The organism is Haloferula sargassicola (assembly GCF_040362925.1).
In the GTDB taxonomy this organism is placed as follows: Bacteria; Verrucomicrobiota; Verrucomicrobiia; order Verrucomicrobiales; family Akkermansiaceae; genus Haloferula; species Haloferula sargassicola.
Genome location: NZ_BAABRI010000016.1, coordinates 67666 through 83087 on the forward strand (window position 1 = coordinate 67666; position 15422 = coordinate 83087).

Annotated in this window: 13 protein-coding genes; all 13 read left to right on the plus strand. The window is 57.1% G+C overall.

The features are described 5' to 3' along the window. Positions 1-15 precede the first annotated feature (15 nt). Positions 16-1668 (plus strand): lipopolysaccharide biosynthesis protein RfbH, encoded by a 1653-nt coding sequence (gene rfbH / locus ABXH26_RS14255; protein ID WP_353567754.1) that lies wholly within the window; start codon positions 16-18, stop codon positions 1666-1668. Positions 1669-1694: 26 nt separating this feature from the next. Then, entirely contained in the window at positions 1695-2534 is an 840-nt protein-coding gene (locus tag ABXH26_RS14260; RefSeq protein ID WP_353567755.1) for an NAD-dependent epimerase/dehydratase family protein, read from the plus strand. Between the two features lies 1 nt (position 2535). After that, positions 2536-3603 (plus strand): SDR family NAD(P)-dependent oxidoreductase, encoded by a 1068-nt coding sequence (locus ABXH26_RS14265; protein WP_353567756.1) that lies wholly within the window; start codon positions 2536-2538, stop codon positions 3601-3603. Positions 3604-3647: 44 nt separating this feature from the next. Then, on the plus strand, positions 3648-4655 hold the full coding sequence (locus tag ABXH26_RS14270; protein ID WP_353567757.1) for a hypothetical protein: 1008 nt from the start codon (positions 3648-3650) through the stop codon (positions 4653-4655). A gap of 48 nt (positions 4656-4703) precedes the next feature. Further along, positions 4704-6122 (plus strand): oligosaccharide flippase family protein, encoded by a 1419-nt coding sequence (locus ABXH26_RS14275; RefSeq protein WP_353567758.1) that lies wholly within the window; start codon positions 4704-4706, stop codon positions 6120-6122. 84 nt (positions 6123-6206) lie between these two features. After that, positions 6207-7235, plus strand: a complete 1029-nt coding sequence (locus ABXH26_RS14280) for a glycosyltransferase family 2 protein (protein WP_353567759.1) — start codon at positions 6207-6209, stop codon at positions 7233-7235. Next, positions 7232-8509 (plus strand): glycosyltransferase, encoded by a 1278-nt coding sequence (locus ABXH26_RS14285; protein ID WP_353567760.1) that lies wholly within the window; start codon positions 7232-7234, stop codon positions 8507-8509. Before ABXH26_RS14280 ends, ABXH26_RS14285 begins: the two co-directional genes overlap by 4 nt. 1 nt (position 8510) lies before the next feature. Beyond that, positions 8511-9404: a glycosyltransferase family 2 protein gene (locus ABXH26_RS14290; protein WP_353567761.1), complete on the plus strand. Its 894-nt coding sequence runs from the start codon at positions 8511-8513 to the stop codon at positions 9402-9404. A gap of 91 nt (positions 9405-9495) precedes the next feature. Next, positions 9496-11016 (plus strand): hypothetical protein, encoded by a 1521-nt coding sequence (locus ABXH26_RS14295; protein ID WP_353567762.1) that lies wholly within the window; start codon positions 9496-9498, stop codon positions 11014-11016. A 375-nt stretch (positions 11017-11391) separates the two neighbouring features. Next, positions 11392-11946: a class I SAM-dependent methyltransferase gene (locus ABXH26_RS14300; RefSeq protein WP_353567763.1), complete on the plus strand. Its 555-nt coding sequence runs from the start codon at positions 11392-11394 to the stop codon at positions 11944-11946. A gap of 154 nt (positions 11947-12100) precedes the next feature. Next, positions 12101-13210 (plus strand): glycosyltransferase family 4 protein, encoded by a 1110-nt coding sequence (locus ABXH26_RS14305; protein ID WP_353567764.1) that lies wholly within the window; start codon positions 12101-12103, stop codon positions 13208-13210. Between the two features lie 32 nt (positions 13211-13242). Then, entirely contained in the window at positions 13243-14223 is a 981-nt protein-coding gene (locus tag ABXH26_RS14310) for an NAD-dependent epimerase/dehydratase family protein (RefSeq protein ID WP_353567765.1), read from the plus strand. Continuing rightward, positions 14220-15380 carry a glycosyltransferase family 4 protein gene (locus ABXH26_RS14315; RefSeq protein WP_353567766.1) on the plus strand — a complete coding sequence of 387 codons (1161 nt, stop codon included), beginning with the start codon at positions 14220-14222 and terminating at the stop codon, positions 15378-15380. Before ABXH26_RS14310 ends, ABXH26_RS14315 begins: the two co-directional genes overlap by 4 nt. Positions 15381-15422 lie beyond the last annotated feature (42 nt).

Here is a 15422-nt window from a genome sequence, read left to right on the forward strand (position 1 = left end):
TTCTGCTTTTACCAAATGCCCTCCGCTTCCGAACTCAAAGCCGAAATCCTCCGCCTCACCCGCGAATATTCCCGGCTGGCACACAGCGCCAACCGTCCTGGAGACGATCCGGCGCACGCCCCGTTCATCGCCGGCCAAACTACGGTACCTTACGCCGGACGTGTCTTCGATGAAGACGAGGTGGAGGCCGCCGTATCGAGCACGCTCGACTTTTGGCTGACTCTAGGCCCGGAGGGTGCCGCAATGGAAAAGGAACTCGCGGAGTTCATGGGGGTGAAACACACGCTTCTCGTCAACTCAGGCTCCTCAGCCAACCTCGTCGCTTTCTCGGCGCTGACCACCCACAAGCTCCCCGAGCACAAACGAATCCGGCCCGGTGACGAGGTGATCACGGTAGCCGCGGGTTTCCCCACCACGGTGGCTCCCATCATCCAGGCAGGCGCGGTGCCCGTGTTCATCGACGCCAATACGATCACCGGAAACGCCGATTGCTCTCACCTCGACGCCGCCTACTCGCCTGGCAAGACCAAGGCGGTGATGATGGCCCATGCACTCGGAAACCCTTTCGAACTCGTCACCGTCCTCGAATTCTGCCGAAAGCACGATCTCTGGCTGGTGGAAGACAACTGCGACGCGCTCGGCTGCACCTACACCCTGCCCTTGGAGAAAGCCAGGTCCCTCGGCCTCGACCATCTCATCAAGATCGCCGAAAAGGGCGAACACCCGATCATTAGGATACATGCTGAATCGCTGAAAACTGAAAAGCTGAAAGCGCGAGACGGGGAAGCAAGCTCGGCCCCGGATGCTTCATTTCAAGATCCCAGTGTTCCAGCTTCTCAGCTTTTCCTAACCGCCCCCACCGGCTCCTTCGGTGATATCTCCACCCAATCTTTTTACCCGCCCCACCACCTCACCATGGGCGAAGGCGGCGCGGTCAACATCATCCGCCGCGCGCCGCTCAAGACCTACGCAGAATCCTTCCGGGATTGGGGGCGCGACTGCTGGTGCCCCTCGGGCAAGGACGATACCTGCGGCAAACGCTTCCAATGGCAGCTCGGCGAACTGCCGAAGGGTTACGATCACAAGTACATCTACTCCCACCTCGGCTACAACCTGAAACCTCTCGATCCCCAGGCCGCCATTGGACGGGTGCAGATCAAGCGCCTTCCCAACTTCATTGAGGCCCGCAAGCAGAACTGGGAACGTCTTCGCCGCGGACTCCATGGTCTCGAAGACTACATCGATTTCGCCCTCCCCACCCACGCCACCGCGTGGCTTCCTCCTTCCCAAATCGACAATCTTCAATCTCCAATCTCCAATTTCGAGTGGGACGACACGCAGTGTCGGACCTCCTGCTCCTGGTTCGGCTTCAAAATCACCATCAAGGAAGACGCACCCTTCACCCGTACCGAGTTGGCCGCGCACCTTGACGAAAAGAAGATCGGCAACCGCATGCTCTTCGGAGGAAACTTGGTGCGGCAACCGGCTTTCGTACGCCTTCGTCAGGACAACCCGCAAGCGATGCGCGTCTCAGGTGAACTCGCCGGCGCCGACCGCATCATGAACCAGACCATGTTTCTCGGAACTTATCCCGGACTTACGGAGGAAATGATCCAATACATCGTCAAAACCATCCGCGAGTTTGTGGAGGAGAAGCTGGAGGCTTGACGCCTGCCCCCGCGAAGTCCGCCTGCATGAAATTGCTCGTAACTGGTGGCACTGGATTCCTCGGAAGGCACCTGTTACGGCAGGCTGTTGAAGAAGGTCACGAGTGCATCGCTTTGGCCCGACCGGGAAGCCTCACGCCTGAGATCAACTGCGTAAGCTGGCTTCGCTCGGAGTTGGATCAGGTTCCAGCAGCTGAGTGGGAAGGCGTGGAAGCCCTTGTTCATCTCGCTTCCGCTGGCGTTTCCCCGCAACACGTCACGTGGGCTCAAGCGATGGAGGTGAATGTGTTCCAGTCGCTTGCTATGATGGCAGCGGCAGTGGCTGCAGGGGTTTCCCAATTGCTGCTTTGTGGCTCCTGCTTCGAATATGGACGGAGTGGTGAACGATATGAATTCATTCCTTCGGACGCCCCGTTGGAGCCTGTCGGCCCCTATGCCACATCGAAAGCTGCCTTCTCGGTTGCCGCCGCCGGATTTGCTCGCACGACCCGCTCGAGTCTCGTGCTGCTCAGACCCTTTCACTTCTTCGGCGAAGGCCAGCACGAGTCCAATTTCTGGCCGTCTCTCAGAGAAGCAGCTCTTGGTGGGAGGGACTTTCCCATGACCCCCGGTGAACAAATACGAGATTTCCAACCGGTCGAAGAGACTGCCGAGGCATTCATGAAAGTTTTGCGGCGATGGCCCGGCGAATCGGGTCAGATGACGGTGAAGAATGTCGGCTCGGGTCATCCCGTTACGCTGCTGGATTTCGCGCAGCAATGGTGGTCACGCTGGAATGCCGATGGCAGGCTGATCCCTGGAGCCCTTCCATACAGGCCAGGAGAGGTCAGGCGCTTCGTCCCGAAATTAGAGAATCTTACATTGTGATATGACCGTTCCTCAAAATCTCCTAGTAACCGGAGGCTGTGGCTTTCTCGGCTCGAACATCGCCTCTCATTTCCTCGAAGCAGGGGCTACCGTAACGGTGATCGACGCACTCTTTCGAACCGGAGGCGAGGCGAACCTGGCATGGCTTCGATCGAAGGACGCACGAAATGCGTTGACCTTCGTCCATGGTGATTTGGCCGACGAACAGATGGTCGGGGACGTGTTCCGAAAGCAAGGCCCCTTCGATTATGTCTGCCACCTGGGGGGGCAAGTGGCGATGACGACTTCCCTTTCCGATCCCAGCCGGGACATGAAGACCAATGTCGTCGGGACCTTTAACGTTCTCGAGGCGGTCCGCCACTTCTCTCCGGAGGCATTGATGGCGTATAGCTCAACCAACAAAGTCTACGGTGATTTGGAGGAGTTGGATTACGTGGAAGGGGAGGACCGTTATGGTGTCCCCTCTCATCAAGAGGGATTTGATGAGTCGCTACGGCTTGATTTCGCTTCACCCTATGGCTGCTCCAAAGGGGCTGCCGATCAATACGTTAGAGATTGGTATCGAAATTTTGGCGTGAAAACCGTCGTTTTCCGTCATTCCTCCATCTTCGGGGGGCGCCAATTTTCATCGTTCGATCAAGGCTGGATCGGTTGGTTCTGTACTCAGGCGCAAAAGCAGGCGGACGCCATGGCGAGGGGGGAAAACATCGAACCATTCACCATAGCGGGAAACGGGAAGCAGGTCCGTGATGTCCTTCACGCCGAGGACCTAGTCCGTCTCTATTCCACCGCATTTGAGAGACGCGATGCGGTTGCGGGCGAGATCTTCAATATTGGCGGCGGAATCAAAAATAGTTTGAGTTTGCTCGAGCTGTTCAAAGCCCTGCAGGCCAAACTTCAGCTCGACCATCCCTTGAAGTTTGAGCGTCTTCCTCCTCGCCAGAGTGATCAGAAGTTCTTCGTTGCGGATATCACGAAGGCGTCCGATGTGCTGGGGTGGGAGCCAACTGTATCTTGCGATGAAGGCCTTTCACGTATGTTAAATTGGGTTACTCAGAATGGTGTTTGATTCGTTTGTATAAGTTTTTGTATTGACCATTCATATGTAATAGTATGAAGTCTGTTCAGTTTATTATTCCAACTCTAAATAGGCCGGAAGCTGTGATGGCCAATGTGTCAGCTCTTCTAAGAGCGCTATCGAGAGTGAAGTGCGAAACATTGGAGGTCCATGTTAAGATTTCCGAGAACGATTCAAATCCCGATTTAGCAGTTAGCGACGATTTCATGGAGCACCTCACCTGCGAAGGGAAAAGTAGTCGAATTGCCGTTCAGCTTATTCGAAGGAAGGAGAGGCTAAGTCTTGGTGCTCACATGGCAGTGCTGTTTCAAGAAGTTCAGTCGGACTGGCAAGTTTGGATTGGCGATGATGATCTTTTACTGGATTGGTATGTGGAAGAGCTGTTGAGGCAGGTGTCAGAAGATGCCTCAGGACACAATGTTGTATTCGCGAAATTTAGACCTTCCGCCTATTCTGAATTCTTAGATGAAGCCCGAAGGGAGGTGGAGGAGAATTCACCTTCGTTCATTCACGAGGAGATAAAACAGAGGAATGCGGGGAAGCTGACAACAGATCTTGTTGGTATGGCAATGAGAGGTCATCAGCTAAGCGGATTGATGCTTAGGACATCCTTTGCGAATAAAGCGATTTCCGAGGTAAATCCGGAGAACTTATATCCTTGGATTACCTGTACTGCGAGCGCGATTTTTGATGGGGGGGCTGTCTCCTACAAGGAAGAAGCGATAATCGTAACTAGTGACACCCCGAAATTGTTTAGTTACGGGAAGGACGGACTTCAGGGTGAAATATGTGAGGCGCTGCTTTCGGTGCCAAGTCTGACGCGAGCTAATCGGATTCAACTGGCCCGCCTTGTCTTGAGTCATCCTACCAGTTACTGGCGAATGAAATTGACCGGGCGAAATGCCGTTTGGCGTCTTGTGCGGAGATTAGCGCTGATCGCGCATCCGAAGATTCCATTTGCTGTAGGAATTGTTTCTGTGCCGAAGGCTATTCTTGGGGCAATGTCACAAAGGTGGATGAAGCGTTTGAGAGCAGTTGCCTGATCCCTCGCTTTGCAGTGCGGCTGGCACCATCCTTTCCAATCTGATAAGATGTCGAAGATTCGTGATGGGACATGGCTTACGCTAAGCCGGGCGGCAGCTTTAACTGGCCCTTTTATAGTGACCCCGATGGCGGCCCGGGTCCTTACCAAGGAGGAGTTGGGCTCTTGGGCACTCATCCAGGTGGTGGTAGGCTTTTTAGCGATTTTTCAGGATGGCGGTGTGGGGAACTATGTGATCCGCCATCCGGATTACAATGCAGCCACCCGCAGAATGGCTCGTCTCATAGGGCTCTTGGCCGGGGTATTAGCAGGAATCGCCTTGGCGGCCGTGTCGATCCCCGTTACATTTCTGATGGGGATTTCGAGCCATTGGAAGTATTTCCTGCCCCTCGTGCTCACGTTCTCATTGGGGGGCCTTACCGGAGTTCTCAATGCGGAACTTCGGCGAGAATTACGATTTCGTGAGCTGTTCATGGCTACCGGCCTCGCCACATTGTTATTTGTCCCAGTGACCTGGATGATGTTGGCTAAGGGATGGGGGCTGTGGTCTTACACTATTTCCAGTGCGGCCCTCACTTCAGTTCAGGTGAGCTTCCTTGCGCTGAGGCTGCGCCCCCTTTCGCTGGGATGGGGGGGGGCGTTGTTTTCGGAGATTGTGGTGTATACTCGTGGGTTGCTTGGATTCAATATCATCAATTACTGGGCGCGATCGGCCGATAATCTATTGGTCGGGCGTTTTCTCGGTCCGGCTCCGTTGGCGGTGTATGCCAATGCCTACCGGATCATGTTGATCCCTATTACTCAGGTCATTTCGACGCTCAACCCCCTGATGCTGCCCTACCTAGCAAAATACGCAAATGATAAGGAAGGCCAGAGGCGCGAACTCTTCGGTTTTGTTCGCTTGATCGGTTGCATTGTTTTTCCCCCGATGACGTTTCTATGGCTGGAGAGGGATTTCCTGGTTCGCATCTATCTGGGGCCGGGATGGTCCGGCGTGGCGGATTTACTCGCGTGGTTCGTTCCAATCGGAATGCTGCAGTGCTTGATCAATCCCTTGGGTAATGCCTATCTTGTAGCGGGAAGAAATGACGAGTTCTTCAAGATCGGCGTGATCAACACGGTGGTGATTGTGTTATCTTTTGTTTGTGGGTTGCCGTTCGGGGTAAAAGGCGTGGCAATCGGTTATTTGGTGGCGAATCTGATCATGTGTTTCCCCATCGTCCATCGTGCGTTACGGATGATGGGTTCGTCTTTCAATGACTGGATCATGCAGACCTCCTTGCTTTGGTTCATCCCTGGGCTGTCTCTTGTGATTTCTTACCGCTTTTCAGAAATGCCCTCGCCATGGGATATTGTCGCACGAGGGGGGGTGACCCTGCTGATTAGTTTGCTTGTGGTCGGGAGGATGGAAGGGAAGGCGCTGCGGAGGTGGCTTCATGTCCGCAGGTCCGGGCATCTGGCCACGTGAGTCCGGCTGGAGGATTCCCGCGGACAACTGGGAAGTGGAGGGTGCTTTCCTTGGGTAATCGACCAGGAAGAAGGTATTTCTCAGATGGAGGGAATCACCGTTATCGTACCTGTCTTCAACAGGGGTTTGTTGCTCCGGGAGGCGGTGCACTCCGTACTCCGGCAGACCACCGATCGATGGGAACTCATTCTGGTTGATGACGGATCCGATAGCCATATACTCGAAGAGTGTGAAAAATGGGCTTCTCGGGACGGCCGGGTTCGATGGCTGCCTCGGAACCGTGAACCGAAAGGCGCGCCGACCTGCCGGAACCTAGGGATTGAAGCAGCCCGTTTCGGGAAAGTCATGTTTCTCGACTCGGACGATGTTATTGCCCCTGGCTGCGTCGACAATCGCTTGGGTTTCGCTGGAGCGTATCCGGACCAGGATTTCTGGGTGTTCTCGAACCGGGTTTTTTACGAGGTCCCTGGCGACGTGAGTGGTTATTTCTGTTTTCCGGAGGCCACACGGGTGTCCGATCTGATTCGCTTTCTTCGGTTTGACCAGCCTTGGATCACCTCCGGAGTGCTTTGGAACCGCTCGTTTTTACAAAGCGTCGGCGGCTGGCTCGAAGGCCTTCCGCGGATGCAGGACTGGGAGCTGAATATTCGCGCCCTGCTAATGCAGCCGCAGTATCAGCGCTCTCCGGGGCCGGCCGATTGTTTCAACCGGCTCGCCGAGTCTGGCCGAATTTCAAACTCCCGGATGTCGGTGCCAATGTGCGATGAGATTGAGAGGGCGGTGATGACTCTGCATACTGGGATCCCCTCAGGTTCAAAGGCATTCTGTGCGGTGGCGCTCGCGATGCTCGGCCGGATCGAAGCCGCTCAAAGACGGCCCTGGCGGGCACGCCGCATGATACGGACAGCATTTGAATGGGCGGATGGAGATTGGAATCCCATCCGCTTCTGGATCTGGGCGGGTTGGAGGTCCCTGCCGAAGATTGGCAAGTGGAGTGCCGCGGACCGATGGTATAAGAAGTCGTGGCCTTGGCCGCTGTTTCAGGCGGTGGACCGGCCCCAGGTGCCTCGGGCGTTTCTCGGGGGCGAAACCCCACTTGGAAGGAAGCGATGAAGATTCTTCATCTTTGCACGGATGGCGGCGGCGGTGCGGCGAACGCGGCACTTCGCCTCCATCAGGGTTTGCTCAGTCTTGGCGTAGACTCCGTGTTCGGGATCAAAGCGGGAGAGCCCGCCGACAACCTGACGATTGCCGCTCCTTCAGGTTTGCGAAAGTGGTATGCAAGCCAGGCCCCCCGGTTGGAATACCACTCCGCGAAGTGGTTACATCCGAAGATCCGGCCGGTGCTTCCCGCTTATCGTTTTCCCGGCGTCTGTCGATCATTGATCCGAAGGGTCCGGCCAGATTTAGTGAACCTGCATTGGATCGACAACAATCTCGTGTCGTTCAGCGACCTGAGATGGATAAAGAACCGAGGAATTCCCATTGTCTGGACCTTGCACGACATGAGCCCCTTATCCGGCGGATTCCATTACCGGGAAATGGCGGATCTACCTCCCTCGCCCTTGGGTCCTCTCACCCTTCCCGGCGCGGGGTCCGGGGTTAGCTGGTCAATTCTCCGCAGGAGAGCCGAAGCGCTGGAGAATGCCCGACTGACGGTGGTTTCACCGAGTGTATGGCTGGCGGAAGAGGCGAAGCATAGTCCTGTCTTTAGGGGAGGGGATGTCAGGCGGATTCCCTATGGCATCGATACGGAGAGGTTCCGGTCTCATGACCAAATGGAGTCGCGGCGCTACTTCGGATTTCCTGAGAACTCGATGATTCTTCTGTTCGGTGCGGATTCGTTCGAGGATCCTCGGAAGGGATTGAGTCACTTGGAGGAAGTTGTCGGATATCTATCCAAGAAAGGGCTCCCCCTGATACTGGTGGGATTCGGCAATCGCCATCCTGTGGCTGACGGAAGGTTTGCCTGCCCCACCCGGCTGATGGGAAGGCTGGAAAGCGAAACCGAACTCTCCAGGCTCTATTCCGCAGCGGACCTTTTTGTCTGTCCAAGCCGCGAGGACAATCTGCCCAATACGATGATTGAGGCTCTCGCGTGCGGGACACCGGTCGCCGGGTTTGAGATTGGAGGACTACCCGATTTAGTAAAGCAGAGTCAGACCGGCGTTACCGTTCCCCCGTTCGATGAAGCCTTGATGGCTGAAAGGATCGCCTGCTTTCTTCAGTTGGAGGCGAGGCAGCGAAACGAGATTCGTGCGCGATGCAGGCAGTCAATTCTTGAGGGCTTGACCTTGGAGCATCAGGCAACGGCTTACCTCAGGGAAGTTTACGAGCCGCTATTGGCGGGAACATCAAATGAAGCCGGGTCGCGATCCTGCAGGTAGAATGAGCGTCAAGGATCCAACTTGTTGGGTGATCATCCCGGTGCATAACCGGTGCTCGGTGACTCGGGCTTGCCTCCTGAACCTGGAGGCAACCGATAATTTGGGGAAAGCGAGGGTTTGCGTGGTCGATGACGGTTCCACGGACGGCACCGGAGAAATAATCTCGAGATGCTTTCCTGCCGTCCGCGTGGAACGAGGGGACGGGTCGCTCTACTGGGGTGGCGCGATCGCCAGGGGCATGGAGGTCGCCATGCGGGAGGGTGCCGAAGTGATGGTCTGGCTCAATGACGATTGCCTTCCCGATGAAGGCGCGATTGAAGCCATCGTCGAGCGGGTCCGACAGACCGGCGGGATGTGTGGATCGGTGTGCCTTGACCCCACCCGCGCCGAGGTGACCTACAGCGGTTACAATCGGGCCGGGCTTGGGAAGGAGGTCCTTGCCCCTGAAAAGGGGGAGGTGATGGAGGCGGACCTGCTGAGCGGGAACCTGGTGGCCGTGCATCGAAGGGTGGTGGAAGGAATCGGCGTCCTCGATCCTTCGGAATTCCAGCATTATTTCGCCGACGCATGGTACAGCTGGAAGGCGAAGCTCGCGGGATTCACCGTAGAGTTGGCCGGCTCGGCCACGGCCGTCAATGAGACCTCCAATTACTTCGATACCGTCGGCATCACCCGGAGCGCCATCGATGGCTGGAAAGACCTTTTCAGAAAGGGCCGACCTATCTGCATCGCGGCCCACTGGCGGTTCCGGAGGCGCGTGTGGGGCTTCGTGGGCGCCCTGCCCGCTCTCCGCTTTATTCCGGTGATGGTCAAATACACCTTCATCGCCGTCCGGCGGGGTGGTATCGAAGCGGTGTTGCGCCGGCCGCATCCTGCCAAGGGCCCCACCGGATGAGAAACAGCCGCCGGGATTTTTTGGTGGAAACCCAAGCTGGATACCCCAGAAAAAGCTACGATTTCAGAATCCTCCTAGAACTGAAGCAAGTATGAACTCCGACCGTGTTAAGCTGGTAGCTCTCTTTTTCTTTCTGATCTTTGGCAGTCTGATTCTCGGCGCGGACATCTTTGCCGGGGGGGGGAATCAGCTGGGCCGGGCCCTGAAGTGGTGTACCCTCGGGGCCGCTCTTATTGGTCTGATCTTTGGACGTTATAGTGTTCTGTTTTTCGTTGTGGTTCTCTATTACCTAGATTTCGTCAAGCGACTGCTGGTTTTGGGAGACGGACTTTCCCTGGAGGATGTGATGATCTCCCTCGGCTCCGGCCCGGTAATTATCGTCGCCGCTTGCATCAACTGCACCGTTGGCGCGATCACCGGAAAGATCACCTTCGGGCGGGCGATGGACTTCGCTTTCTACATTGGGTGTGTGGCAATATCCTGCCTCGGCTGGTTCGTTTCAGATGGTAGCACTTTCATCCAGAAGAGCCAGGACATGCTCGGAACCGCCCTGATCGGGATGACGGCGCTGGCGTCCTATTGCCTGTTTCGTACGAAAGAGGATGTCCGGCTATTGATCAAATGCATGGTGCTGGCTGGCATTCCCATGGCTCTCTACACCGTTTGGCAGTTCGTCTACGGTATTGCCGCATGGGAGGAGGCATACATCAAGACCGGCGTGAGCACGGTCCTTTACAATACTTACGTGGTGGCGGGCGGTATCAATGAGATGAGGCCGTTTTCAACCCTGAACCTCCACCCCTCGGTCGGGGCGGCTAGCGGCACGATGTTCGTTCTTTCGGTGGCGGTCATGGCGAAAAGCAAGATCTGCTTCGACCGTCCGTATCAGCGGACGTTCACTTACTGGGTGATCGGCCTGATTTATCTAGCGTCGTGCATCCTTTGCCAGAACCGGACCACCTATTTCCTCCCACTTTTTTACATCGTCTTCGCTTGGTCATTCCGGGGAGGCCTCAGGACTTTGTCCGTCTACTTTGCCGGAGTGCTGGCCCTGACCCTGCTTGTGCTCAAGAGCGAGGCCATCTACAACAACATTCTCCAGTGGTCGGACTCATTCGAGAACACCTCGCTGGGATCCCATTTCGGAACGCTCGGTACCTATCAGGATCGTCTTCAAGGCTTCATCAACCTGACGGACGGGAAAAATTGGCTACCCTTCGGGATTGATTCCGAACATCGACCCTGGAGTCATGATCCTATTTCCGGAATGATTTTCACGATGGGATATGTGCCCTTCGGCATTGCACTGATGGCGGCAGTGATCGGACTATCATGGTGGCATTCAAAAATGCTTGCCATCAAGGATGAGAGCACGAGAGCGCTGCTAATCCGGCTCACTGCCGTGGTCGCGGCGCTCGGGGCCTGCGGGGTAGGATACGGTAACCTGCTATTCGTCGCTCCGGTGAACGCATTCCTGGGAGCTCTGGTAGGGGTTGCTGTGTCGTGTCTCCGGCGGGAACTTCAGTCGGCGCCGGTGGAACTGGAGGCCGCGGAGGAAACTGCCAGTCCTCAGAATCTGAGGGCGGACCAAGGCGTGTTGACAAGGTCATGAAGCCCGCTGTCCCGCGTCCGCAGGTTCGCTTCTTTTTAAGATCGGGAAGAAGTATTTCCCAGAAGCTGCCGGGTAGTGTATCGTTGCCTGACCTCAGATCCTCATTTGGGCCTTCATTCCATTTCCGCTCCAGACGATAGGTCGGTTGTCCTTTCCATCTGCAACTTTTCCAGTAGCGCCGCTGCCATGAGTTTTCGAAACTTCGCCAAAAGAATGCTGCCTACACCATTATGGAACCAACTGGGGACTTGGAGGCGCCGATGGATCACCCGGGACGACAAGGAACGGTCGGCGCGCGAGGTGTTTTCCCGGATCTATGAGAACAGAATTTGGGAGAAGGGTTCATCCGGAGCAGGATCGCGAACTCCAGAAATCGTGGAACCGTATATCGAGGCAGTCGATGACTGGATTAAAAGGCACTCCGCGCAATCGTGGACTGCGGTCGATCTAGGCTGCGGCGATTTTCAGGTTGGCTCTCGCCTTTTTGATAGATTCGACCGTTACGTTGCGGTCGATATTGTCCCCTCGCTCATCGAAGCGCACCGGAGCAACCCGGCGTATCAAGGCGTCGATTTCCGGTGCGTGGATGCCATTGCCGACTCTTTGCCCGAAGGCGATGTGATTTTCGTCAGGCAGGTTCTGCAGCATCTCTCCAACCAGGAAATCGCTGAGATCCTACCGAAACTTAAGAAATTTCGTTATGCGATTGTCTCCGAGCACCTTCCCTCCGAGCAGACTCTCCGGCGGAAAAACCTCGATAAGGTCCATGGGGGAGAGATTAGACTGGTTAAAGGCTCCGGCGTCTATCTCGACGCCCCACCCTTCTCGTTGGAGTATTGCACCGCCGAATTGTTGTTGGAGGTTTCCGGATTCGATCGTCCCGTGGCGGGAGGAGTGATCCGGACCACATGCTACAATTTCACTCCCTGAAGGCCCTCGGAGCGCCGCCAGGAGGAGGCGGGCGGGTCTGAGAATCCGGCGGAATCGAGATAATAGGGTGGGGCACGAACGGTTCGTTTTTAACCAAACGAAATAAGAGCATGTTTTAGGAGGGTGCTCCGTAGGGCAAATCCCCAAGCCCGGCATGACTAAAATAAAGAACAAGATGGAGGTATGTTTTGTGCCCGCGCATCCGTCTTATGGAGCGGTTTCGATGATGAGGTACTGGCATCATCTGATGGCTGTACGACGTCCATCGGATCGCTATGATATTCAAACGGTCATCCCTTCCGATGTTTATTCCGGCGTTGCTAAGCGCCAGAGCACGCTCCTAAGGGCACTCCATCGCAAGGTTGCATACCCCGTACGGATTAAAAACCGGGTTGGGAGCGCGGCATTCGCCCACGTCCTCGATCACAGCTGGGCCGACATGCTTGCGTTTGTGCCTTCCGGCGTAAAGAAGGTGGTAACGGTGCATGATTTGATTCCGCTCCGATATCCCGGAGCCCTCAGCGCTGCCCAACTAAAGCGCTTCCGCTTGACCGTCGAATGGTTGAAGAGGGCTGATGCGCTCATTTCCGTCTCGGAATACACGAAACGAGAGATCATCCACTGGCTTCAGATCGATCCTCTAAAAATTCATGTGGTGCCGAATGGAACCTCTTTAGAAGAGGGGGCGGAAGCCACGAACGGGCGGGTGGCCACCGTGCTGAAGGAAAGGTCGGATCATTTCCGCGTCGGCAGCTTGGGCAGCATTCTACAGAGGAAGAATCTCGGTATCTTTAGCAAGGCCTTGGCAAAGGTAGAAGCGGTTGGAGGTCGAGCACCTATTCTCGTAAGGGCTGGGATGAAGGTTGATGATGAGTTGGCGGACGAATTCTCTCGTGCCTTTGGGGAGGATGGATGGTTGGAGCTAGGTTCACTCGACCGGAACGAACTCGAGCAGTTCTATCGAGGAATCGATGTGTTGGTGATTCCCTCCTTTTACGAGGGCTTTGGTCTGCCGGTGCTTGAAGCGATGGCGCGGGGAGTTCCCGTGCTCGCAGCGGATTCCAGCAGCCTGCCGGAGGTGGGGGGAGACGCGGCCCTTTATTTCAGTCCGGATTCGCCGGACGAACTGGCGGAGCGGCTTGAGTCACTGTCGGATCCGGTACTTTATGAACGTCTCAGCAGGGAGGGGCTCCAACGGGCGCGGGAATTCAGCTGGCGGAGGACCTTGGAGGGCCTCTACGACGTTTACGATCGCCTGCAATGAAAAGTAGGAGCCCGGCAGGGAGGCAAACAGGTATGAAAAAGGTATTCGTGACCGGAGGCTCGGGCTTCATCGGGACCAACCTCGTCCAGGAACTCAGAAGCCGCGGCTGCGAGGTTCTCAACTTTGACATCCAGGCTCCCTTGGAGCCCCGGCATCAGCCTTACTGGAGAAAAGGGGACATCCTGCAGAGGGAGGATCTGCGGGAGGTGATGGAGGCCTTCTCGCCCGACTGGGTGATGCACCTCGCCGGGCGGGCCGAGTGCGACGAGAACACCACGGTGGAGGAGGGCTACCAAGCCAATACCGATGGGGTGGCGAACCTGCTGCACGCCTTGGAGGGGGCTCCTCCCGAGCGCCTGTTGATGGTCTCCTCCCAGTATGTCTGCGGGCCCGGCCGCCAGCCGGACCATGACCAGGATTATTTTCCTGCCACGGTCTACGGGCAAAGCAAGGTGATCACCGAGCAACTGACCCGAAATGCCAGACTGGCCTGTGCATGGACGATCGTCCGGCCGGTGAATATCTGGGGCCCTTATCACATCCGCTACTCCCGGGAGTTCTGGAAAATCGCGGCCATGGGCCTGTATGTGCATCCGGACGTTCCGGCTCCGGTGCGGACCTACGGGTATGTCGGAAACGTGGTCTGGCAGATGCTCGGACTGCTCGAGGCACCCGCCCCCGCCGTGGACCGCGGGGTGTTCTACGTCGGCGATCACCCCATCCGGATCGACCAGTGGTCGCTCGGGTTCGCGAGGGCGCTGAGCGGTCGGAATCCCCCCCGGGTGCCGCTGGTTGCCATGAAGGGAATTGCCAAGGCGGGGGACGCCATCTCGCGAGTCACCGGAAAGCCGTTTTTCCTGACCTCGAGCCGGCTGCAGAGCATGACGATTGATTATCTCTCACCGATTGATGCCACCGAGGCCCTTCTCGGCCCGGCCCCTTGGTCGCTGGAGGAGGGGATCCAAGAGACCGTGGCTTGGTTCCGCGCACGGGGGAAAAAGGAAAAGGCGTGAGAGAGCAGGCATCATCGAAGCTGCCGCGGATCGTGATCGCCGGCCAGATTCCTCCGCCCATCGGGGGCCAGAACATCTGTGTCCGCCGCCTGCTGGAATTGTTGCGCGCCGAACCCGGCCTCGTGTGCGAGCATTTGAGGTTCGGGTTCACGCGGCAATGGTCATCGGCGCGGAAATTCACCTTTCCCAAGCTGGGAGAGCTCGGCCAGGTGGTGGCCCGCCTGCTCCGCCTGCGGGCGAAGGGGAGGATCGACGGCCTCGTCTACCCCATCGGCGGTCCCCATTACGGCGCGATCGCCCGTGATCTGCTGCTACTCCCGTGGGTGCGAGGGTGCTCCGACCGGGTCCTGCTCCACTTTCATGCGGCGGGCATCGCCGAGAAGCTCCAGATCTCCCCGCCTTGGCTTCGGTGGATGGTAGCGCGCGGATACCAGAGACTCGTGGATGAGGCGCTGGTGTTGACGGAATTCGGCCGGAGGGATGCCGAAGCGCTGGGCATCAAGAAGATCTTGGTCCTGCCCAACGCCGTGCCGGCTTCGGAGGCCGCGGTTCCCGACCGCGAGCCCCCGGCCTCGCCCGTGCTTTTGTCGGTCGGGCATCTTTGCCGGGACAAGGGGACCCCCGAGCTGCTGCAAGCTTTCAGCCGAGTGGCCTCCCGCCATACGGAAGTGCGGCTCATGCTGGTCGGTGAGCCCATCTTCCCCTACACCACCGCGCTGCTCGAAGCCGACATCCGCGCCACCGGCTGCGCGGTACGAATCGAATGGCGGGGAATGCAGGATGGAGCCGAGCTTGCCGAGGCCTATCAGTGCGCGGATCTCTTCGTATTCTCGAGCGTGGCCCCCTACGAGTCCTTCGGCCTGGTGATGGTCGAGGCGATGCAATGGAAGCTCCCTCTGGTGATCACCGATTGGCGGGCGAATCGATCGGTGGCCACCTCGTCCTTCGGCGGCGTGGTGGCGGAAAAGCCGCAAGGTCGTTTGGCCGACTCGTTGGAGGAGGCCATTGAGGAGGCGCTCTCCCATTCCGACCAATGGCCCCAGTGGGGGATCGAGAATCGCCGCATCTACGAGGCCCGCTATCACTTCGATTCCTATCGCGAGCGGGTTCTCGGGCTGTTCATGGAAAAAGAGGGGGAGGGGACCGCCACTGGGTGAAGCTTGCCGGGGGGGACCGCACCGTTCCACGGAAGCCCTTCG